The sequence below is a fragment of the Salicola sp. AFF1 genome, assembly GCF_056783195.1.
The window spans coordinates 1-20,698 of sequence record NZ_JBXAYL010000003.1 but is presented as its reverse complement, the minus strand read 5'-3'; the positions used below and the strand labels follow the sequence as shown (position 1 = coordinate 20,698).

The 20,698-nt window shown below is 61.4% G+C and carries 21 protein-coding genes; 19 read left to right on the top strand and 2 right to left on the bottom strand.

Features of this window, described 5'->3' with window-relative positions; translation table 11 throughout:
- The first annotated feature begins 21 nt into the window (after positions 1 to 21).
- From AC1RQI_RS02710 to glmS, 16 genes are all read left to right on the top strand, one after another.
- On the top strand, positions 22 to 564 hold the full coding sequence (locus tag AC1RQI_RS02710) for a DUF3833 domain-containing protein (RefSeq protein WP_481903557.1): 543 nt from the start codon (positions 22 to 24) through the stop codon (positions 562 to 564).
- 286 nt (positions 565 to 850) lie between these two features.
- The gene (gene mnmG / locus AC1RQI_RS02705) at positions 851 to 2,737 is read left to right on the top strand and encodes a tRNA uridine-5-carboxymethylaminomethyl(34) synthesis enzyme MnmG (RefSeq protein WP_481903556.1); all 1,887 of its coding nucleotides are present in this window, start codon (positions 851 to 853) and stop codon (positions 2,735 to 2,737) included.
- Positions 2,738 to 3,391: a 16S rRNA (guanine(527)-N(7))-methyltransferase RsmG gene (gene rsmG, locus AC1RQI_RS02700; RefSeq protein ID WP_416632990.1), complete on the top strand. Its 654-nt coding sequence runs from the start codon at positions 2,738 to 2,740 to the stop codon at positions 3,389 to 3,391.
- 5 nt (positions 3,392 to 3,396) lie between these two features.
- Positions 3,397 to 4,191: a ParA family protein gene (locus AC1RQI_RS02695; protein ID WP_416632991.1), complete on the top strand. Its 795-nt coding sequence runs from the start codon at positions 3,397 to 3,399 to the stop codon at positions 4,189 to 4,191.
- 47 nt (positions 4,192 to 4,238) lie between these two features.
- Positions 4,239 to 5,120: a ParB/RepB/Spo0J family partition protein gene (locus tag AC1RQI_RS02690; RefSeq protein ID WP_416632992.1), complete on the top strand. Its 882-nt coding sequence runs from the start codon at positions 4,239 to 4,241 to the stop codon at positions 5,118 to 5,120.
- Positions 5,121 to 5,262: 142 nt separating this feature from the next.
- The gene (locus tag AC1RQI_RS02685; protein WP_416632993.1) at positions 5,263 to 5,604 is read left to right on the top strand and encodes an ATP synthase subunit I; all 342 of its coding nucleotides are present in this window, start codon (positions 5,263 to 5,265) and stop codon (positions 5,602 to 5,604) included.
- A 17-nt stretch (positions 5,605 to 5,621) separates the two neighbouring features.
- A complete protein-coding gene (gene atpB, locus AC1RQI_RS02680; protein ID WP_416632994.1) occupies positions 5,622 to 6,476 on the top strand; it encodes a F0F1 ATP synthase subunit A in 855 nt (284 codons plus the stop codon).
- A gap of 56 nt (positions 6,477 to 6,532) precedes the next feature.
- On the top strand, positions 6,533 to 6,757 hold the full coding sequence (atpE, locus tag AC1RQI_RS02675) for a F0F1 ATP synthase subunit C (RefSeq protein WP_077529949.1): 225 nt from the start codon (positions 6,533 to 6,535) through the stop codon (positions 6,755 to 6,757).
- A 79-nt stretch (positions 6,758 to 6,836) separates the two neighbouring features.
- The gene (locus tag AC1RQI_RS02670; RefSeq protein ID WP_416632995.1) at positions 6,837 to 7,307 is read left to right on the top strand and encodes a F0F1 ATP synthase subunit B; all 471 of its coding nucleotides are present in this window, start codon (positions 6,837 to 6,839) and stop codon (positions 7,305 to 7,307) included.
- Positions 7,308 to 7,319: 12 nt separating this feature from the next.
- Positions 7,320 to 7,856 carry a F0F1 ATP synthase subunit delta gene (locus AC1RQI_RS02665; RefSeq protein ID WP_416632996.1) on the top strand — a complete coding sequence of 179 codons (537 nt, stop codon included), beginning with the start codon at positions 7,320 to 7,322 and terminating at the stop codon, positions 7,854 to 7,856.
- A gap of 69 nt (positions 7,857 to 7,925) precedes the next feature.
- A complete protein-coding gene (atpA, locus tag AC1RQI_RS02660) occupies positions 7,926 to 9,470 on the top strand; it encodes a F0F1 ATP synthase subunit alpha (RefSeq protein ID WP_481903555.1) in 1,545 nt (514 codons plus the stop codon).
- A gap of 64 nt (positions 9,471 to 9,534) precedes the next feature.
- Positions 9,535 to 10,395 (top strand): F0F1 ATP synthase subunit gamma, encoded by an 861-nt coding sequence (gene atpG / locus AC1RQI_RS02655; protein ID WP_416632998.1) that lies wholly within the window; start codon positions 9,535 to 9,537, stop codon positions 10,393 to 10,395.
- A gap of 36 nt (positions 10,396 to 10,431) precedes the next feature.
- Complete coding sequence (gene atpD / locus AC1RQI_RS02650) at positions 10,432 to 11,823, top strand: F0F1 ATP synthase subunit beta (RefSeq protein ID WP_481903554.1); 1,392 nt, start codon at positions 10,432 to 10,434, stop codon at positions 11,821 to 11,823.
- Between the two features lie 29 nt (positions 11,824 to 11,852).
- Positions 11,853 to 12,275, top strand: a complete 423-nt coding sequence (locus AC1RQI_RS02645; protein WP_416633000.1) for a F0F1 ATP synthase subunit epsilon — start codon at positions 11,853 to 11,855, stop codon at positions 12,273 to 12,275.
- A gap of 109 nt (positions 12,276 to 12,384) precedes the next feature.
- Positions 12,385 to 13,776 (top strand): bifunctional UDP-N-acetylglucosamine diphosphorylase/glucosamine-1-phosphate N-acetyltransferase GlmU, encoded by a 1,392-nt coding sequence (glmU, locus tag AC1RQI_RS02640; protein WP_481903553.1) that lies wholly within the window; start codon positions 12,385 to 12,387, stop codon positions 13,774 to 13,776.
- A gap of 2 nt (positions 13,777 to 13,778) precedes the next feature.
- The gene (gene glmS, locus AC1RQI_RS02635) at positions 13,779 to 15,611 is read left to right on the top strand and encodes a glutamine--fructose-6-phosphate transaminase (isomerizing) (RefSeq protein ID WP_481903552.1); all 1,833 of its coding nucleotides are present in this window, start codon (positions 13,779 to 13,781) and stop codon (positions 15,609 to 15,611) included.
- A gap of 18 nt (positions 15,612 to 15,629) precedes the next feature.
- On the opposite strand, the gene AC1RQI_RS02630 is transcribed toward glmS, so the two are convergent.
- Positions 15,630 to 16,814 carry a lytic murein transglycosylase gene (locus AC1RQI_RS02630; protein ID WP_481903551.1) on the bottom strand — a complete coding sequence of 395 codons (1,185 nt, stop codon included), beginning with the start codon at positions 16,812 to 16,814 and terminating at the stop codon, positions 15,630 to 15,632.
- A gap of 120 nt (positions 16,815 to 16,934) precedes the next feature.
- Here AC1RQI_RS02630 and AC1RQI_RS02625 point away from each other — a divergent pair, with 120 nt between their 5' ends.
- Positions 16,935 to 17,927 (top strand): cyclic di-GMP phosphodiesterase, encoded by a 993-nt coding sequence (locus tag AC1RQI_RS02625; RefSeq protein ID WP_481903550.1) that lies wholly within the window; start codon positions 16,935 to 16,937, stop codon positions 17,925 to 17,927.
- A complete protein-coding gene (locus AC1RQI_RS02620) occupies positions 17,908 to 18,213 on the top strand; it encodes a hypothetical protein (RefSeq protein WP_481903549.1) in 306 nt (101 codons plus the stop codon). Before AC1RQI_RS02625 ends, AC1RQI_RS02620 begins: the two co-directional genes overlap by 20 nt.
- On the opposite strand, the gene AC1RQI_RS02615 is transcribed toward AC1RQI_RS02620, so the two are convergent.
- On the bottom strand, positions 18,214 to 19,635 hold the full coding sequence (locus AC1RQI_RS02615; RefSeq protein ID WP_481903548.1) for a phospholipase D-like domain-containing protein: 1,422 nt from the start codon (positions 19,633 to 19,635) through the stop codon (positions 18,214 to 18,216).
- A 117-nt stretch (positions 19,636 to 19,752) separates the two neighbouring features.
- On the opposite strand from AC1RQI_RS02615, the gene AC1RQI_RS02610 reads away from it, so the two are divergent.
- On the top strand, positions 19,753 to 20,625 hold the full coding sequence (locus AC1RQI_RS02610; protein ID WP_481903547.1) for a pirin family protein: 873 nt from the start codon (positions 19,753 to 19,755) through the stop codon (positions 20,623 to 20,625).
- The last annotated feature ends 73 nt before the right edge of the window (positions 20,626 to 20,698 follow it).

The window sequence follows — 20,698 nt, the reverse complement described above, 5'->3', positions numbered from 1 at the left end:
ATCCTGATGGAGGTTCAACCCATGGTTCCGTACCAGGCCCGTCGCGTCTCTGGCGCTCTGCTTCTACTCCTGCCCCTTCTGGCGGCGTGCTCCGGCCCTGCAATCGAGGACTATGCGGGCCAGGAGCCGGAGCTGGTGCCCAGTGAGTTCTTTCAGGGCGAGCTGACCGCCCGTGGCGTGGTGAAGGACCGTTCGGGTGAGGTGATCCGTCATTTCGATGCCACCATTGATGCCTCCTGGGATGAGGATGGCGTGGGAACGCTGGATGAGGTCTTCCAGTACAGCGACGGTGAGACCGATGCCCGGGTCTGGACCCTGGAGCCCCGGGAAGGGGGCTATCACGCCACGGCGGGCGATGTGACGGAGGCCGGTTTCATGGAATTCGCGGGTAATGCCATCCATATGAACTATGTGCTTGAAGTGCCCTATGGGGATGACACTCTCAACGTCCGCATGGATGACTGGATGTACCGGGTCACCAACGACACCGTCATCAATGAAACGGAAATGACCTACTGGGGATTTCGGGTTGGTGAAGTGGTGCTGGTGATCCAGAAACAGTAGGTTGTTCATCTGTGGAAAACTCTGTTCACAGAAAAGGGATAAGGTCTGGATTCATTGTTGAAGATTCCCTTGAATCAGGATCTTAAATCATTTTTGGGGGCTTTTTGAGTTGTGCAGGCTTGTGGACATTTTTTTGAGTGTTGTCTGATGAAAAGCCTTCAGGTCCCTGTTATTAGGGCGATCTGTCGGTCTGCTCAAAATCTGGGCATTGGAGCTGCACAGGGTTGACGCCTCGGGTTATACTGTACGATTCATTCAGAGAAACCGGTAAGCCCTGAGGTCCAGCGTGGAATACCCCAAGCATTTTGACGTCATCGTGATCGGCGGCGGCCATGCGGGTACCGAGGCGGCCCTAGCGGCGGCCCGCATGGGTCGCGCTACCCTGCTGCTGACCCACAACATCGAGACACTCGGCCAGATGTCGTGCAATCCCGCCATCGGGGGCATCGGCAAAAGCCACCTGGTCAAGGAGATTGATGCGCTGGGCGGCGCCATGGGCCTGGCAACGGATCAGGCGGGCATCCAGTTCCGGGTTCTCAACTCCAGCAAGGGACCGGCAGTACGAGCCACCCGCGCCCAGGCGGACCGCGCCCTGTACAAGGCCGCCATCCGGAACATGCTTGAGAATCAGCCCAACCTGCACATCTTCCAGCAGGCGGCCGAAGACCTGATCGTTGAGAACGAGCAGGTTCGGGGCGTGGTCTCCCAGACAGGGCTGAACTTCCGGGCACCCACGGTGGTGCTGACTACCGGCACCTTCCTGGGGGGCGTTATCCATATCGGTATGCAGAATCAGCAGGGGGGTCGTGCTGGTGACCCGCCGACCATCGGTCTGGCGCAGCGGCTGCGCGAGCTGCCGTTCACTGTGGGCCGGCTCAAGACCGGCACACCGGCGCGTATTGACGCCAAGACGGTGGATTTCTCGAAGATGGATGTGCAGCCGGGCGACGAACGCGAGCCCGTGATGTCCTACATCGGCGATGCGAGCTGGCACCCGCAGCAGATGTGCTGCTACATCACGCGCACCACACCTGAGACCCACGACATCATCCTGGGCGCCCTGGACCAGTCGCCCATGTTCGCTGGTGATATCGATGGCGTGGGGCCGCGCTACTGTCCCTCCGTCGAGGACAAGGTCCACCGTTTTGCGGACAAGGACTCCCACCAGATCTTCGTGGAGCCGGAAGGCCTGAACAGCCAGGAGCTCTACCCCAACGGCATTTCCACCAGCCTGCCGTTCGACGTGCAGATGGCGTTCATCCGGACCATTCCCGGGTTTGAGAACGCCCACGTCACCCGGCCGGGCTATGCGATTGAATACGATTACCTGGACCCGCGCGATCTTCACCATACCCTGGAGACACGATTCATCGGTGGCCTCTATCTGGCAGGCCAGATCAACGGTACCACCGGCTATGAGGAAGCCGGCGCCCAGGGCCTTCTGGCCGGGCTCAATGCGGCCCTTGCGGCGCATGGTGAGGAACCCTGGTATCCGCGGCGTGATGAGGCCTATCTCGGGGTGCTGGTTGACGACCTCATCACCATGGGGGCCAAGGAGCCTTACCGGATGTTCACAAGCCGCGCGGAATACCGCCTGGTGTTGCGCGAAGACAACGCGGATCTGCGCCTGACCGAAACGGGTCGCAACCTCGGGCTTGTGGATGATCACCGCTGGGCCGCGTTCGAGGCCAAGCGCGATGGCATCCAGGCGGAACGCCAGCGCCTTGACCGCACCCGCATCCATCCAGGCACGGATGCGGCGGCTGTTGCCGACCAGTACCTGAAGCAGCCGCTCAAGAAGGACCAGACCCTGTCCGATCTGTTGCGTCGGCCGGAAATCGACTACGAGGCCGTGGCCGCCATTGGTGGCGAACGGGCTGAGGATCCGGTCGTGGCCGAGCAGGTTGCCATCCAGGTGAAATACGAAGGCTACATCTCGCGCCAGGAGGCGGACATCGAACGCCTGCGCCGGCATGAGAACATGGGGCTTCCGAAGGACCTGGATTACGACAGCGTTGGGGGCCTGTCCAACGAGGTGAAGCAGAAGCTGGAGGAAACCCGGCCTGAAACCATTGCCCAGGCGTCCCGCATCCAGGGGGTGACCCCGGCGGCGGTGTCCCAGCTGCTGATCCACCTCAAGAAGCGGGACCTGTTGCAGCAGGAAAGTGCCTGAATGGACACGGAACGCCGCGAACTGGAAGCGGGCGCCAACGAGCTTGGCGTCAGCCTCACTCCGGAAGCGGTGGAGCGGATGCTCCGGCTGCTGGACCTGCTGGAAAAGTGGAACCGGGCCTACAACCTGACGGCCGTGCGCGAACGGCATGCCATGTGCGCCCGGCATCTTCTCGACAGTCTGGCGTTAGTGCCCTGGCTTGGAACCGGCCCACTGCTGGATGTTGGCTCGGGGGGTGGTTTCCCCGGGCTGGCACTGGCATTGCACTCACCGGCGAGACAGGTGACACTGCTGGACAGCAACAGCAAGAAAACCCGATTCCTGACCCAATGCCGTCTGGAGCTGGGTCTGGACAACATGCAGGTGGTGCAGGCCCGGGTTGAGGACTGGCAGGGTGGGCCCTTTCCCCAGATCACAAGCCGCGCCTTCGCCTCACTGGCTGAAATGATGCCCATGACGGCGCATCTTCTGGCGGCGGACGGAGAACATCTGGCCATGAAGGGCCCGGAAGCGAGCACCGAGGTCGAAGCGCTACCGCCTGGATGGCGGTTGCTCGATGACAACCGGGTCACCGTTCCCGGTGTGGATGCGCAGCGGCGGATCCTGCGCATCACACGCAGAACAGCGGATTCCACGGGCGAGACAGGAGACTGATGGCAATGGCGCGCATCGTGGCGGTAACCAACCAGAAAGGTGGTGTGGGCAAGACCACAACCTGTGTGAACCTGGCAGCGTCGCTGGCGGCGACCAAACGCCGGGTGCTGCTGGTGGACATGGACCCCCAGGGCAACGCCACCATGGGCAGCGGGCTCGACAAGAACGAGCTGCGGGTCAGCGGTTTTGATGTGCTGACCCGGCGCCAGGAGGCCGCCGAGGTGTGCACGGAAGCGCCGGATTCCGGCTTTGACGTGCTGCCTGCCAATGGGGACCTGACGGCGGCCGAAGTGGAGCTGATGAACGAGATCGGGCGCGAGCACCGCCTGCGTCTGGCCCTGAAATCGATCAATGAGCTGTACGATTTCATCCTCATTGACTGCCCGCCCGCGCTCAATCTGCTGACGGTCAATGCCCTGGCCGCCTCCGATTCCGTGCTTATCCCCATGCAGTGCGAGTACTACGCATTGGAAGGGCTGGCCGCGCTCATGGGTACCATTGAGCAGATCCAGGAAACCGTGAATCCGGAGCTGAAAATCGAGGGGCTTCTGCGTACCATGTACGATCCCCGTAACAGCCTGACCCTGGATGTATCACGCCAGCTCAGCGACTACTTCGGTGACCGGGTCTACTCGGCCGTTATCCCGCGCAATGTGCGCCTGGCCGAAGCCCCGAGTTATGGCATGCCGGCACTGCGGTACGATCGCAGCTCCAAGGGCGCCATTTCCTATCTGGCGCTGGCAGGCGAGATGGTCAGGCGTGACGGCAGTCAGGAATCGGAGGGTGCCGTGGCCGTTTAACGGCAGGCGCCCGGACCCAGACACAGACAGGATAACCGGCAACCACCATGGCATCGCGCAAACGCGGACTGGGCCAGCGAGGCCTCAACGCCCTTCTTGAAGGCTCCCAGACCAATCTGGAGGAAACGCCGGATCCGGCGATTGACGCCGAACTGAAGGAGCTGCCCCTGGATCTTATCCAGCGTGGCCGTTATCAGCCACGCCGGGACATGGATGAAGAAGCCCTCCAGGAACTGGCCGAATCCATCAAACAGCAGGGCGTGATGCAGCCCGTGGTCGTGCGGCCACAGGAAAGCGGGCACTATGAGCTGGTCGCCGGCGAGCGCCGCTGGCGTGCCGCCCAGCTCGCGGGCCTTGAGCGTATTCCGGCGCTCATCCGCGATGTGCCCGATGAGGCGGCTATCGCGCTGGGACTGGTGGAGAACATCCAGCGCGAGAACCTTAACCCCATTGAAGAAGCCAGTGCCCTCCATCGCCTGCAGGAAGAGTTCGGCCTCACCCAGCAACAGACCGCCAACGCAGTAGGCAAGTCCCGAACCACCATCACCAACCTCCTCAGGTTGATGGGGCTGGTCGAGGACGTCCGCACCATGCTTGAGCACGGGGATCTTGAGATGGGCCATGGCCGGGCCCTTCTTGGTCTTCCAGAACAGCAGCAGGCAGCGGTGGCGCGTCAGGTTGTGAGTAAGTCGCTGTCCGTGCGCCAGACGGAAGCGCTGGTGCGTAAGGCCCTTGAGCAGGGCAATGAGGGTGCTTCAAAGCCTGAACCGCCAAAAGAAGACCCCGACATCCGCCATCTGCAGAACCAGCTTGCGGACCGGCTGGGCGCCCGGGTTGCCATCAATCACGGTAAGCGCGGCAAGGGTAAGGTTGTAATCGAGTACAACAGTCTGGATGAACTGGACGGAATCCTTGAACACATCCAGTAGCCTAATGCCGCTAATGGTTCGAATTTTCATCCAAATTTATTGATCCGGCCTACCCAAAGCCCTATAATCTCCCCCGCTTCAACAACGGCCGACAAGGGTTGGCACATTGAGCATCAAGCGGCCTCCGGTAGGCCGACTCATCATGCTTCAGCTGGGAATACTGCTTCTGGTCAGCGGTCTTTTCCTGTTTGAGTCGCCACTGGGTGCCCGCTCCGCCCTGTTCGGAGGACTTGCGTACCTGATTCCGAACAGTCTGTTCGCTTTGCGCTTTTTCCGCCATCGCGGAGCGCGGCGGGCCGGGGCGGTGTTCGCGGCCATGATGGCTGGTGAGATGGTCAAGCTGTCCGCGACGGCGGTGCTCTTTGCGGGCACACTGTTGCTGATCCGGCCAGTCAACGGGCCGGCCCTGTTCACAGGGTTCGGCACCATGATCTTCAGCCACATGCTGACGCCGCTTGTGTTCAGTAGGGTTGTACACCGATGACAGGGCGAGAGTAGAACATGGCAGGTCAATCTCCAGCGGATTACATACAACACCATCTGACGAACCTCACCTACGGCAAACTGCCCGAAGGCTATGAGCGTGCCAACGGTACCGTTCTCGAGGAAGCCAGCTGGACCATGGCGCAGTCCGCCGAAGAGGCTCGGGCGATGGGCTTCATGGCATTCCATGTGGATACCCTTTTCATGTCGGCGCTGACCGGTATCCTGTTTCTGGCTCTATTCCGTCTGGTTGCGAAGAATGCCAGCAGCGACCAGCCCGGTAAGTTGCAGAACGCGGTGGAGATGGTCGTGGAATTCACCCAGGATCTGGTGAAGAACACCTTCCACGGGCGCAACCCCATGATCGGGCCCATCGCCCTGACCGTCTTTGTCTGGGTTTTTCTGCAGAATTCCCTCAAGCTGATTCCAGTTGACTACATCCCGCAGCTGACCCACGCGTTTGGGGTGGAGTACACCAACATCGTACCCACCACCGATCCCAACGCCACCTTCGGCATGGCTATTGGTGTTTTCCTGATGATGCTGTATTACAGTATCAAGGTTAAAGGCCTCGGTGGGTTCGCCAAGGAGCTGAGTTTCACCCCCTTCAACCATTGGTCGCTGAGCTGGTTCAATCTCGTGCTCGAGACAGTGGGCCTGCTGGCCAAGCCGTTCTCCCTCGCGCTCCGGTTGTTTGGCAACATGTACGCGGGTGAGGTGATCTTTATCCTGATCGCGTTGCTGCCACTCTGGGCTCAGTGGACGCTGCAGGTGCCCTGGCTGATCTTCCACATCCTGGTGGTCACGCTACAGGCTTTCATCTTTATGGTGCTCACGATTGTGTATCTGAGCATGGCCCATGAAGAGCATTAACCCATCAAACTTTGATGACCCTAAACCCCTAAACCGTCGTTAAATCAGGAGTTGTTATGGAACTCGTAATCATCGCTGCCGCAATCATGATCGCCTCTGGTGCTCTGGGTACCGCTGTCGGCTTTGCCCTTCTGGGTGGTAAGCTGCTGGAAACCACCGCACGCCAGCCGGAAATGGCCGCTGAACTACAGACCAAGACCTTCATTATGGCCGGTCTTCTCGACGCGGTTTCCATGATCGGTGTGGGTATCGGCCTTTACCTGATCTTTGTTGTTGCATAACACCGGATGGTTAAGGGGTGGTCATGTCGTGACTGCCCCATCGTCCCGAAAGCAACGAATCGGAAAGAGGTAGAACGCCGTGAATATCAACCTCACGATGATCGGGCAAACCATCGGCTTCTTCATCTTCATTGTGTTCTGCGTGAAGTATGTCTGGCCGCCGATTGTTCAGGCCATGCAGGAACGCCAGAAGAAGATTGCCGACGGGCTTGCCGCGTCCGACCGGGCGAACCAGGACCTGGAGCTGGCCCAGCAGCGGGCGACCCAGGAGCTGCGTGAAGCTCGTGACGAAGCGGCCGCGATCGTGGAAAAGGCGAACAAGCGCGCCAACCACATTGTGGAGGAAGCCAAGAACGAAGCCCGCGAGCAGGGCGACCGTATGCTGGCCCAGGCCCGTGACGAAATCGAACAGGAGCGCCAGCAGGCGCGGGATGCGCTGCGCGCTGAAGTCGCCAGCCTTGCCATTGCCGGCGCGGAAAAAATCCTGGAATCTTCCGTCGACGCCAAGGCGCACAGCGAGATGCTGGATAAGCTCTCCGCGGAACTGTAAACGAGGTCCAACATGGCAGAGTCAACGTCACTCGCCCGACCCTATGCGCGGGCGGCATTTGAGGCGGCACGCGATAGCGGTCAGTTCGATGACTGGAGCCAGTCGCTCAATCTGCTGGCGGCCATAACCAGCGACGACCGCATGGCCTCGGTCCTGCGCCATCCGGGCCTCAACGCCCAGGAGCAGATCCAGCTCATCAAGGACGTCTGTGACAACCCGCTCCCGGAGCCGGTTGATAACCTCCTTCATGTCATGGCCAACAACCATCGGCTGCCGCAATTGCCGGCTGTTGCCTCGCTTTTTGCAGCGTACCGCCATGACTATGAACGGATTGCTGACGTCACACTTACCACCGCCTTTGAACTGGGCGAAGACCAGAAGCAGCGGCTTGCCCAGGCTCTGGAGCAACGCCTGGACCGCCGCGTCGAGCTCAGTGTGCAGTCCGATCGCTCCATCATCGGTGGCGTGGTCATTGAAGCGGGTGACGAGGTCATCGACGCCTCGCTGCGCGGGCGCTTGAATAAGCTGGCTAACGCCATGGGCGCCTGAGTCCGCCAGGCACGGCAGGCACCGAATTCCGACACGCGGTCATATTGCAGAATTTTTGAGGACACAGGCATGCAGCAACTGAATCCATCCGAAATCAGCGAGATCATCAAGAAGCGCATCGAGAAGCTCGATGTGGCTTCTGAAGCTCGCAACGAAGGAACGATCGTCGGCGTTTCCGACGGCATCGTCCGTATTCACGGGCTCGCCGACGTCATGTACGGCGAGATGATCGAGTTCCAGAACGGTAACTACGGCATGGCCCTGAACCTCGAACGGGATTCGGTGGGCGCCGTGGTACTGGGTGAAGACGAAGGGCTGGCTGAAGGGCAGACAGTACGCTGCACCGGCCGCATTCTGGAAGTGCCGGTCGGGCGTGAGCTTCAGGGTCGTGTTGTGGACGCTCTGGGTAACGCCATCGACGCCAAGGGTGACCCGGGGACAACCGAAACCTCCCCCATCGAGAAAGTCGCTCCTGGCGTGATTACCCGGAAGGAAGTTGATGAGCCGGTGCAGACCGGCCTTAAGCCGGTGGACACCATGGTGCCCGTCGGTCGCGGTCAGCGCGAGCTGATCATCGGTGACCGTCAGGTCGGCAAAACAGCCATGGCTGTTGACGCCATCATCAACCAGAAGAACAGTGGCGTTAAATGCATCTATGTGGCGGTTGGCCAGAAGCAGTCCACCATCGCCAACGTGGTGCGTAAGCTGGAAGAACACGGCGCGATGGACAACACGATCGTTGTTGCTGCGGGCGCGGCCGATCCGGCGTCCATGCAGTTCCTGGCCCCCTACGCTGGCACCTCGATGGGTGAGTTCTACCGCGACCGCGGCGAAGACGCCCTCATCGTGTTTGATGACCTGACCAAGCAGGCCTGGGCCTATCGCCAGATTTCGCTGCTGCTGCGTCGCCCGCCGGGCCGTGAGGCATACCCCGGGGACGTTTTCTATCTCCACTCCCGTCTGCTGGAGCGCGCCTCCAAGGTCAACGAGGAGTACGTGGAGAAAGCCACCAATGGCGAAGTCACGGGCCAGACTGGTTCACTGACCGCCCTGCCGATCATCGAGACCCAGGCTGGTGACGTGGGCGCGTTCGTACCGACGAACGTGATCTCGATCACCGACGGCCAGATCTTCCTTGAGACCGACCTGTTCAACTCCGGCATCCGCCCGGCGATGAACGCCGGTATCTCGGTCTCTCGTGTGGGCGGTTCTGCACAGACGAAGATCATGAAGAAGCTGGGTGGCGGTATCCGTCTCGCCCTGGCCCAGTACCGGGAGCTTCAGGCCTTTGCCCAGTTCGCTTCGGATCTGGACGAAGCGACGCAGAAGCAGCTTGAACATGGCGCGCGGGTTACTGAACTGATGAAGCAGGATCAGTACGCGCCGATGTCCGTGGGCGAGATGGCGACGGTGCTCTACGCCGCCAATGAAGGCTATCTTCAGGATGTTGATACCAAGAAAGTTGTCACTTTCGAAAAGGCCCTGATTGATTACATGCGTACTGAGCAGGCCGAGCTTCTGGCCAAGATCAATGACACCGGTAACCTGAGCGACGACATTGAATCCGGTCTCAAGTCGGCCCTGGACCAGTTCAAGTCAACACAGAGCTGGTAAGTGACGGGCCCCGAGAGGGGCCCCAGAACTGAACTGGGCGATTAACCGGAAAAGGCACTGAGATATGGCCAGCGGAAAAGAAATACGCAATCAGATCTCCAGCATCCAGAATACGCAGAAGATCACCAACGCCATGGAGATGGTGGCGGCGAGTAAGATGCGTAAGGCTCAGGAGCGCATGGAGCTGACCCGTCCCTACGCGCAGAAGATCCGGGACGTTATCGGGTATCTGGCGGAGGCCGACTCCGACTACCGGCACCCGTTCATGGAAGCGCGGCAAGCCAAGCGCGTGGGCTACATTGTCGTATCCACTGACAGGGGTCTTTGCGGCGGCCTGAACAATAACCTGTTCAAGGCCATGCTCAAGGACAGTCGTGCGTGGGATGACAAGGGCGTTCCCTCCGATTTCTGTACACTCGGGCAGAAAGGCAAGGTCTTTCTGAACGTGGTGGGCGCGAACATTGTTGCTTCCGAGTCACAGCTTGGCGACCGGCCCAGCTCCGAACAGGTGATCGGGGGCGTCAAGGTCATGCTCGATGCCTACCGGGATGGCAGTATCGACCGCCTTTATCTGGTGTTCAACGAGTTCGTGAACACCATGACACAGAAACCGCGGATTGATCAGCTGCTGCCCCTCCAGGCAGAGGTTGAGACGGAAGGCAAGTACCGCTGGGATTATCTCTATGAACCGGATCCGCGGACGCTGCTTGACGGTCTGCTGACGCGTTACGTGGAGTCCCAGGTCTATCAGGGCGTGGTCGAGAATATTGCCTGTGAGCAGGCTGCCCGTATGGTGGCAATGAAGAGCGCGACCGATAACGCGGGTGAGATCATTGATGATCTCAAGACCGAGTACAACAAGGCGCGCCAGGCCACCATCACCCAGGAAATCTCCGAGATCGTCAGTGGTGCAGCGGCCGTTTAAGGCGATACCGAATACTGATTTAGTGAGGAAGCAAGCATGAGTAGTGGACGTATCGTTCAGATTATCGGGGCGGTTATCGACGTGGAATTCCCGCGCGATTCCGTGCCCAACGTATACGATGCCGTGCAGCTGGATGACGTGGGCACCATCCTGGAAGTCCAGCAGCAGCTCGGTGACGGCGTGGTCCGCACCATCGCCATGGGCACCACCGAGGGCCTGAAGCGCGGGATGAGCGTCACCGGTACCGGCGAAGGCATCAAGGTGCCGGTTGGGGAGGAAACCCTCGGGCGCATCATGAACGTGCTCGGTGAGCCCACGGACGAGGTGGGAGAGATCGGCGAGCAGGAACGCTGGACCATCCACCGCAAGGCGCCTGGTTACGCGGACCAGTCCGCCTCAGAGGAGCTCCTGGAAACCGGCATCAAGGTCATCGACCTGGTCTGCCCCTTCGCCAAGGGCGGGAAGGTCGGCCTCTTCGGCGGTGCCGGTGTGGGCAAGACCGTGAACATGATGGAGCTCATCAACAACATCGCGAAAGAACACTCGGGTCTGTCCGTGTTCGCCGGTGTGGGTGAGCGGACCCGTGAGGGTAACGACTTCTATTACGAGATGCAGGGCTCGGGCGTCCTGGACAAGGTCTCGATGGTGTACGGCCAGATGAACGAGCCGCCGGGGAACCGTCTGCGTGTCGCCCTGACCGGCATGACCCTGGCCGAGAAGTTCCGCGACGAAGGCCGTGACGTCCTGCTGTTCATCGACAACATCTACCGCTATACGCTGGCCGGTCAGGAAGTCTCCGCACTGCTGGGCCGCATGCCCTCCGCGGTGGGTTACCAGCCGACCCTGGCCGAAGAGATGGGCAAGCTGCAGGAGCGCATCACCTCCACCAAGACCGGCTCCATCACCTCCGTCCAGGCGGTTTACGTCCCGGCGGACGACCTGACGGACCCGTCACCGGCAACCACCTTTGCGCACCTTGACGCGACCGTGGTACTGAGCCGTGACATTGCCGCCAAGGGGATCTATCCGGCCATTGATGCCCTGGATTCCACCAGTCGCCAGCTGGATCCGCTGCTGCTGGGTCAGGAGCATTATGAAGTGGCCCGCGGCGTTCAGGGTGTGCTGCAGCGCTACAAGGAACTGAAGGATATCATCGCCATTCTGGGCATGGATGAGCTTTCCGAGGAGGACAAGCAGACCGTTGACCGGGCGCGTAAGATCGAACGCTTCCTGTCACAGCCGTTCTTCGTGGCCGAGGTCTTTACCGGCTCTCCCGGTAAGTATGTGTCCCTGAAGGAAACCATCCGTAGCTTCAAGGGCATCCTGGATGGTGAGTACGACTCGCTGCCGGAACAGGCCTTCTATATGGTCGGCGGCATTGACGAGGCGGTCGAGAAAGCGAAGGAAATGGAAGAGAAAGCCGCATAAACCATTTCCGACTGAGAGAGGCGTAACCAATGGCTAACACCGTACAGTGTGACATTGTGAGCGCGCAGGAAAGCATCTTCTCCGGCAAGGTGGAGATGCTGACCGCGACCGCCACTAACGGCGAGCTGGGCGTCATGGCAGGCCATACGCCCATGCTGACCGGCCTGGCTCCCGGTCCTGTTAACATCCGGATGGAAGATGGCACGGAGGAAGTCTTCTTCGTCTCCGGTGGCTATCTCGAGGTTCAGCCCAAGGAGATCTCGATTCTGGCGGACGCCGCAGAGCGCGCCCATGACATGGATGAGGCCGCTGCTGAAAAGGCACGTCAGGAAGCCGAGCGTGAGCTGGCGAACCGTAAGAGTGACATGGAGTACTCCACGGCAGCGGCGCGTCTGGCGGAAGCCTCCGCGCAGCTGCGCACGCTTGAGAGGCTCCGGCGCAAGAAGCGCTGATCACCGGCTGATCCGGTTAACCGGGTTGTTACTGGAAACCGCATTGCCGATCATGCCTTTATTGGGGCATGATCCAATGCGGTTTTTCTGATTCAAGGAGTGCGAACGGATGGCGACGCCCCTGCACATCGTCGTCCTGGCTGCCGGCCAGGGTTCCCGGATGAAATCCTCACTGCCCAAGGTGCTGCATTCGCTGGCCGGGCAACCCCTGCTGCACCATGTGTTGGAATCCGCGCGCGGTCTCCGCCCTGACGGGCTGCATGTGGTCATCGGTCATGGCGCCGAGCAGGTGCGGGAAATGACGCCGCAGACCGACATCCAGTGGGTGATCCAGACCAAGCGCTTGGGGACGGGCCATGCGGTTGCCCAGGCCCTTCCCGGTATTCCGGATACTGCAAGGGTGCTGGTGCTCTACGGCGACGTGCCCCTGACTGGTACCAGTACCCTGTCACGCCTCGCTGATTCGATCAGCCGTGACTCATTGGCGCTCCTGACCGTCACGCTTTCCGATCCGAGCGGCTATGGCCGCATCCTGCGCGACACCAAGGGCATCGTCAGCGGTATCGTGGAACAGAAGGATGCCACCGCGGAGCAGCTTGGGATCACTGAAGTGAACACCGGCCTTCTGGGAGCGCCCGCGGAACGCTTGAAGCAATGGTTGCCGTCGCTGTCCTCGGATAACGCCCAGGGTGAGTATTACCTTACCGATGCCATTGCACTGGCCCGCGCTGACGGACTGTCGGTGGAGGTCGCCCAGCCGGATGAACCGGAAGAGGTTCAGGGTGTGAACGACCGGATCCAGCTCGCAGCGCTCGAGCGCTGGTGCCAGCGCAGGGAGGCCCGGAGGTTAATGGCGGAAGGCGCGACCCTGGCCGATCCGGAGCGCGTTGAGATCCGGGGCCATGTGGAGACCGGCCAGGATGTGATGATCGACGTGAACGCCGTCATGGAAGGCGAGGTGGTTCTCGGGGACCGGGTCCGGATCGGTCCCGGCGTGGTTTTGCGCAATTGCCGTATTGGCTCGGATGTGCAGGTGGATGCCCATTCCGTGGTTGAGGGCGCCCGGGTTGATCGGGGGGCGGTCATCGGGCCCTTCGCGCGTCTGCGTCCGGATGCTGTGGTGGGACGGGACGCACGCGTGGGCAACTTCGTTGAAATCAAGAAAAGCAGCATCGGCGCGGGTTCGAAAGTCAATCACCTCAGCTATGTGGGCGACACCACCATGGGTGAAGGGGTGAATGTTGGCGCCGGCACCATAACCTGCAATTATGATGGCACCAGTAAGCACCATACGACGGTCCGCAATGGGGCCTTTATTGGCTCCAACACGTCATTGGTGGCGCCACTAACCCTGGGCGAACGGAGCCTGGTGGGTGCGGGGTCCACCGTTACCCGGGACGTTGGGTACCGGGAACTGGCCGTGGCCCGCGGGCGCCAGCGTAATATCCCGGAATGGGTGAACGCGGATGATGAGACAGACAGCGAACAGGGAGGCAGCTAGGCATGTGCGGAATTGTCGGAGCGGCCGCATGCCGTGATGTTCAGGGCATTCTGATGGAGGGGCTCAAGCGCCTGGAGTACCGGGGCTACGACTCAGCGGGGCTCGCTGTGCTGGATCCGGCCAACGGCATCCAGCGCCAGCGGGAAGTCGGCAAGGTTGCAGCGCTGGAAGCGGCCCTCGGGGCGCATCCACCACAGGGCACACTGGGCATCGCACACACCCGGTGGGCGACCCATGGTAAACCCTCCACCATCAATGCCCATCCCCACATGTCCGGTGAGAGTCTCGCCGTGGTCCACAATGGCATCATCGAAAACTTTGAGTCGTTGCGGGACGATCTCAGCGCCAGTGGCTATACGTTTACTTCGGAGACTGATACTGAGGTGCTGGCCCACCTGCTGGCACGGGAATACGCACAGGCCGGTGATCTCACCACTGCGTTCCATAACGCGGTGGCCCAGGTCGAAGGGGCCTATGCCCTGGCTGTGCTGCACGCGGATGAGCCCGAGACCCTGCTGGTCGCGCGCCAGGGCAGCCCCCTGGTCATTGGCGTGGGCATTGGAGAACACTTTGTGGCCTCTGATCAGCTGGCTCTGCTGCCGGTGACGGACCGTTTCATCTACCTGGCCGAGGGCGACACCGCCCTGGTCCGTGCGGAGACCGTCACCATTACCAATGCCTCGGGCGAGCGCGTGGAGCGGGCCGTGAACCGCTTTGCCTACAGCGCGGATGCGGCGGAAAAAGGCAACTACCGCCATTTCATGCTCAAGGAGATACACGAGCAGCCGGACCGGATCGAGGCGACGCTCCAGGGGCGCATAACCGAGAGTCGGGTGCTGGAGCAGGCGCTGGGCACCGAGGCGTCGCGGCTGCTTGGTGACATCCGCCATGTCCAGATCATTGCCTGTGGAACCAGCTTCCACGCCGGAACAGTGGCACGTTACTGGATCGAGGAACTGGCCGGCGTACCCTGCAGTGTCGAGGTGGCTTCCGAATTCCGTTATCGCCGGCACGTTATCCAGGACGGCACCCTCTTCCTGAGCATTTCCCAGTCCGGAGAGACAGCTGACACCCTGGCGGCCCTGCGCCAGGCCCGCAACGCTGGCTTCCGGGCCGCGCTGGCCATCTGCAATGTCCCCGGCAGCTCCCTGGTCCGTGAGTCGGACATGGTGGTCATGACCCAGGCCGGCCCCGAGATCGGGGTCGCTTCCACCAAGGCATTCACCACCCAGCTCACGGCGCTGCTGCTGTTCACCATTGCACTGGGCCGGCACAACGGCCTTGGCCCGGAGCGGGAGGCGGAGCTGATCCAGAGCCTGCGTGCCATCCCGGACCAGATGCGGGCCATACTGGATCTGGATGAAGCCATCCAGACGATATCGCAATGGTTTGTGGATAAGCACCACAGCCTTTTCCTGGGCCGGGGGTCGCTCTACCCGGTGGCCATGGAAGGCGCCCTCAAGCTCAAGGAAATCTCCTACATCCACGCCGAGGCCTATCCGGCGGGTGAGCTCAAGCACGGGCCCCTGGCCCTGGTGGACAGCGAAATGCCAGTGGTAACGGTAGCGCCTTCCAACGACCTTCTCGAAAAGCTCAAGTCCAACCTCCAGGAGGTCCGGGCTCGTGGTGGCGAGCTTTTCGTGTTTGCCGACAGCGAAACCACTATGGGGGACGGAGAGGGGACCCACGTCATGACCATCCCCCATACGGACCCTATCCTGGCGCCGCTGCTGTGCACCGTGCCGTTGCAGCTGCTGGCCTACCATGTGGCCGTGCTCAAGGGCACGGACGTGGACCAGCCGCGTAACCTGGCGAAGAGTGTAACGGTGGAATAACCGGTAACCGCCCGCGCTTCAGTCGACACCGATTGCGCGGAGGGACTCCGGATCCGGGTAGCCATCGGCCCTGAGCCCGGCTTCCTTCTGGAATCGACGCAGTGCTCCCCGCGTGCCGGAGCCCAGGATCCCGTCGGCTGGTCCGGGCTCATAACCAGCTTCTTTCAATGCCGTCTGGAGCGCTTTAATGGTTTCGCGCTTGAGGGGCTCATGATTGGGTGGGCGAGTCTGTAACGGGCCCGCCCCAACAATCCGGTCCGCCAGGTGGCCCACGGCGAGCGCGTAGAATTCGGACTGGTTCCATCCCATGATGACGCGGAAGTTGTCATAGACGAGGAAGGCCGGTCCTGTGTGCCCGGAAGGCAGGAGCAGTGCCGCCTCCATATCGGCGTGCGGCAGCGCCCGGCCAAACGCATCGCGTACGCCCAATTCTCGCCACCGGGAAAGCGAACGCTTGCCGCTCAGTCCCTGGGCAAGGCTGTAGTCGAAACCCTCTGGAAGCTGGACTTCCCGCCCCCACCGTTCGCCCTCGTTCCAGCCCAGGCTCTCCAGCAGATGGCCCGCCGAGGTCAGGGCATCGGGCACGCTGTTCCAGAGGTTGATCTCTCCCGAGCCGTCCGCGTCTACCGCGTGGTCCAGGTAGACGGAGGGCATGAACTGCATCTGTCCCATGGCCCCGGCCCAGGAACCTTCCATGGCTTTTGCGGTTACGTCACCCCGTTCAATGATCCGCAGCGCGGAGACCAGTTCGCGGGTGAAGTAATCACTGCGGCGCCGGTCACAGGCGAGGGTCGCAATGGCGCGGGGGATCGGCATTTTACCGGTATAGCTGCCGAAATTGGTCTCCAGTCCCCAGAACGCGATCAGGTAACGCCCCGGAACCCCGGTTTGGCGGGTGATCCGCTGCAACAGCTGCGCGTGTTTCTGGTAGAGCCGCCGTCCCTTCTCAATGCGGTGCTCCGTCACCCGCCGTTCCAGGTACTGACGGAAGGAACGGGTGAATTCCGGCTGGCTCCGGTCCAGTTCAATCACGCGTTCCAGGGGTTTCATCCCCGTCAGTACCTGCCGGGTCACGGACTCCGAGATGCCCTGTTCGCGGGCGTGATCACGCAGCTTCCCCACACAGTGGTCAAAATCGGAATTGGCCACAGCCGGCCCGATGCTGGCTGCAATCAGCAACGCCATTAAGGGGAAGGTGCGCATGGGGGCAGTCCTTTGTCTATGTGCTGGGTTGTTTACGCATTCTGCACGAAACGACCGCTGTGTCGACAGGCCAGGGTTGCTATGCTGATTCACTATCAGTGGTCAAGATTGTGGTCTGGCATGGATAAAACCGAGCCGGTCGAAATACGGGTTTCCGTCACAGAGCTTCAACTGGGGATGCGGGTAACGCGCCTGGATCGTTCCTGGCTGGAGACCAGCTTTCCGGTTCAGGATTTCATCATCCGCCATGCAGCCGATATTGAAGCGCTGCAGGAGCAGTGCCGCTATGTGTATGTTGAAGGTCAGGAAATCCAGGACAGTCCATCCCACCGCTTTGGGTTGCGTAGGAGCCGCCGGAAACAACAGGTGCCGCGTCTTGCCACGGTGGATATCGAGGCGGAAATGCCCAGTGGCCGGGAGGCCTTTGAGCAGGTTCGCGCTCTTGCCGAGGAGATCATGGAGAGCGCGCGCCTGGGGCATGCCATTGATTCCCGCCGTGCCCGCTCGGTGGTGCGTTCCTGTGTGAACAGCGTGATGCGCAACCAGGAAGCGTTGCAGATGCTGCTCCAGGTTCGACGCAAGGATGACTACACCGCTGAACATGGGATGAACGTCTGCATCATGGCCGCTATTTTCGGGCGCCACCTGGGTCTGCTCGGGGGCGAAATCGAGAAGCTGGCCCTTAGTGGTCTGTTGCATGATGTGGGCAAGATGCACGTCCCCGAGGAAATCCTCCATAAACCGGACCGTCTCACGGACGAGGAAGACCGGATCATGCAGGCCCATACTGAACACGGCTGGCGCTTGCTGAGAAGTGTTAAGGGTGTCGATCCAGTGGCGGTGGAAGTCGCCTACAGCCACCATGAACGCATGAACGGAACCGGCTATCCGTGTGGATTACTGGCGCACCAGATTCCCTATTTCGCCAAGATTGTTGCCATTGCTGATGCCTATGATGCGATGACCAGTGAGCGCGTGTTCGATGCCGCGCGTTCATCGAAGGAGGCATTGGAGATCATCTATGAACAGCGTGGTGATCAGTTTGATGAAACCCTGGCCCCAATGCATCGGAGTCTACCCGGCGGGCGCCATTGTGGAACTCAACACCGGTGAAGTGGCGGTTGTGATTACCACCTACGCGCTGAACCGCCTGCGTCCCAAGGTATTGGTGGTGCGGGACGCCCACGGCGAACCCTGCCCCCAGCGGCTGGTGGACCTGCGTCGCCGGGATGAATACCGGCCCGGAATGCCCTACCAGATTGGGCGTGAATTACCGATGGGCAGCTACGGGATCGATCTCCGGTCCCTGACCGAGCAAGGGGTCACACTAACCGATGAAGCACCGGACCCGGACGTTACCACCCTGATTAACGCGCTCCAGGGGGTGGATACCGACTGATCAGAAACTGCTCCAGCCGGTGAATTCAACAATCCGGTAGAGCAGGTAACGACGCCGCCGGCGGTCGGCCCATACGCTGTAGGGCACGCTGCACTGGAAGCCCGGCGGATTGCTCCAGCAGCGCTCAAACCAGTCCCCGGCCGCACGCAGGGCTGGTAACTCCTCATTGCCCCTGAGCTCACAGCCGGCCTCCAGATTGAGATCATCCAGGTTGCGCCGGGTCAGGTTGGCGGAGCCCAGGATCAAGCCCACGCGCCCGTCCCGCCGTTCCAGCCGCAGCAGCTTGCAGTGGAATTGTTCGCCGTGGGTGCGGTACCAGCGTACCGGGATTCCCCTGGCCTGCAGCTCCAGGGCCACCTGGCGGTTGGGCATGCCGCCCTTTACACGGCCGAAGGCATCCTTGTTCGGGTCCAGCAGCACCCGGAGGCGGCAGCCCCTGGCATGGGCGCGCTTCAGGGCCTGGATAACCCGCCTGTGGCTCAGGTAGAACAGCGCCAGATCGAGCTCATCGCCTGGCTCGGCGTTGTTGATCAGCGCCAGGCTCGCCGCGCGCAGGCGCGATTCGGTCAGCAGACGCAATGCGGGGCCGTCTCCGGGAGGACGCCGACCTGGCGCCAGTGGTGCATTGAAGTCAGTACCGTAGCCCTTGGCCCAGTTAAGTAGCGCCTGTTCCTGGTCGAGCAGGGCCCGGGCCGGGTCACCACTGACCAGAAGACCCACGTTGGAGTGGGCGCTGCTCGCATCGTGGGGGTTGCCTGAGCTGATCAGCCCCTGCCAGCCCTCGCCACTGTCCGCGACCATGACCTTACGGTGGTTGGCGCGGAAGTTGAGCAGGGTCAGCCAGCTGCGCAGTGTCACTGGCCAGGGCCCGATTGGATTGGCAAGCCAGCCCCTGTGAGGCCACTGACACCACGGCTTGACCAGCAACCGCCAGAAAACCGACCAGGTGGGATTGGAGTCGCGAAGCCGCGCCAGTGGCGTTTCCTGAACCTCCACACCAGCGGCCTGGAGCCGGCGAAGATGATCTGGCCAGTGAGCGCCGTAATAGCTGTTGATCGGATCCACCAGAACAGTGACCCGCAGCCGGGGGCATTGACGCCGGCGTTCAATCAGGGCGCGGGTAATCGTTTCCGTAACCGGTACATGCCTGGCCGGGTCAGCCCCGTCAGGATTGAACAGGAACATGTCCATGACCAGTCGTTCCCGCGCCCCCTGGATCAGCCCCAGCATGGTCGGAATCAGCTCACGGCGGCTGCGGGAGCGGCCACGCGCGTCCACGTAACGATGGTCCACCAGGAAACGGGTCTCACCCGGTTCGAACCACTCGGATTCCATGGCGACTGCCTTGGGCAGGGGCTTATAGCGGTGGTACAGACCCATGCTGACGACCATTGCCAGCAGAACCAGGATCAGTCCTGTCATCACGGGGAATACCCCAATTCTGTTGAACGACTTGAACAGAATCCCTTGATTGTCTGACGACCAGTACTGGGAAATACTGGCGCCCACAGTAACCGGAACCAATCCAGGGAGTCAGCCATGACCGAACGCATTGTTGAACGTATTATCCGGGGCGAGCGTGCTTCCGACGGTGATGGGGTGCGGCTCAGGCGCAGCCTGGGCCAGGGTCCCCATGCGCGCCAGGATCCCTTCCTGATGCTGGACGAGCTCCAGGCGGATGACAGCAGTGGCCGCATCGGGGGGTTCCCCTCACACCCGCACCGGGGCTTCGAAACCGTCACCTATATGCTCGAAGGCAGCATGCACCACCGGGACTCGCTGGGCAACAGCGGCACCATTGGCCCGGGCGGTGTGCAGTGGATGACCGCCGCCGGCGGGATCGTGCACTCGGAAACCCCCGAACTGGGCGATGGGCGGATACACGGCTTCCAGCTCTGGATCAACCTGCCCGCCTCAGAGAAGATGAAAGCGCCCCGCTACCAGGATATCCAGGGCGATCAGGTGCCTGAATACCCACTGGATGGCGGGCGTGTACGGGTGATCGCCGGCGAGATTGAACGCGAGGGCAACATGCTGGTAGGCCCGGTCTCAGGCGTTGCCACGGGCCCCACCTTCCTGGACCTGAAGCTGGATCCCGACGGCGAGGTGGCGCTCCCCCTCGAGGCCAGCCGCAACGCCATGCTTTACGTCTATGAGGGCGAGGTTTCCGCTGGGGAGGATGGCTTTTCACCCGTCACCGCCACCCACGCCGGTCTCCTTTCCACTGGTGATGAAGTGCGTTTACGCGGCGGGCAAGCGGGCGCCGGCCTGCTCTTGCTTGCCGCCACACCGGTGAAGGAGCCTGTGGTCCAGCATGGGCCCTTTGTGATGAATACCCGGGATGAGATTGAGCAGGCGATCCGGGATTTCCAGGAGGGACGATTTGAGCAGCAGGATGTGGCGCTGGCCTAGGAGTCTGCGCGGCAGAAGATTTTAGGTCCCGGTTTGAGTCGAGTGGGTCAGTATCCAGCCGGGATTGCTTCCA

Bases quoted from the DNA above. Each gene is read 5' to 3' on its own strand.
- AC1RQI_RS02710 (WP_481903557.1), top strand. From the start codon at position 22: ATGGTTCCGTACCAGGCCCGTCGCGTCTCTGGCGCTCTGCTTCTACTC.
- rsmG (WP_416632990.1), top strand. From the start codon at position 2,738: ATGGACACGGAACGCCGCGAACTGGAAGCGGGCGCCAACGAGCTTGGC.
- AC1RQI_RS02695 (WP_416632991.1), top strand. From the start codon at position 3,397: ATGGCGCGCATCGTGGCGGTAACCAACCAGAAAGGTGGTGTGGGCAAG.
- AC1RQI_RS02690 (WP_416632992.1), top strand. From the start codon at position 4,239: ATGGCATCGCGCAAACGCGGACTGGGCCAGCGAGGCCTCAACGCCCTT.
- AC1RQI_RS02685 (WP_416632993.1), top strand. From the start codon at position 5,263: ATGCTTCAGCTGGGAATACTGCTTCTGGTCAGCGGTCTTTTCCTGTTT.
- atpB (WP_416632994.1), top strand. From the start codon at position 5,622: ATGGCAGGTCAATCTCCAGCGGATTACATACAACACCATCTGACGAAC.
- atpE (WP_077529949.1), top strand. From the start codon at position 6,533: ATGGAACTCGTAATCATCGCTGCCGCAATCATGATCGCCTCTGGTGCT.
- AC1RQI_RS02665 (WP_416632996.1), top strand. From the start codon at position 7,320: ATGGCAGAGTCAACGTCACTCGCCCGACCCTATGCGCGGGCGGCATTT.
- atpA (WP_481903555.1), top strand. From the start codon at position 7,926: ATGCAGCAACTGAATCCATCCGAAATCAGCGAGATCATCAAGAAGCGC.
- atpG (WP_416632998.1), top strand. From the start codon at position 9,535: ATGGCCAGCGGAAAAGAAATACGCAATCAGATCTCCAGCATCCAGAAT.
- atpD (WP_481903554.1), top strand. From the start codon at position 10,432: ATGAGTAGTGGACGTATCGTTCAGATTATCGGGGCGGTTATCGACGTG.
- AC1RQI_RS02645 (WP_416633000.1), top strand. From the start codon at position 11,853: ATGGCTAACACCGTACAGTGTGACATTGTGAGCGCGCAGGAAAGCATC.
- glmU (WP_481903553.1), top strand. From the start codon at position 12,385: ATGGCGACGCCCCTGCACATCGTCGTCCTGGCTGCCGGCCAGGGTTCC.
- glmS (WP_481903552.1), top strand. From the start codon at position 13,779: ATGTGCGGAATTGTCGGAGCGGCCGCATGCCGTGATGTTCAGGGCATT.
- AC1RQI_RS02630 (WP_481903551.1), bottom strand. From the start codon at position 16,814: ATGCGCACCTTCCCCTTAATGGCGTTGCTGATTGCAGCCAGCATCGGG.
- AC1RQI_RS02625 (WP_481903550.1), top strand. From the start codon at position 16,935: ATGGATAAAACCGAGCCGGTCGAAATACGGGTTTCCGTCACAGAGCTT.
- AC1RQI_RS02615 (WP_481903548.1), bottom strand. From the start codon at position 19,635: ATGACAGGACTGATCCTGGTTCTGCTGGCAATGGTCGTCAGCATGGGT.
- AC1RQI_RS02610 (WP_481903547.1), top strand. From the start codon at position 19,753: ATGACCGAACGCATTGTTGAACGTATTATCCGGGGCGAGCGTGCTTCC.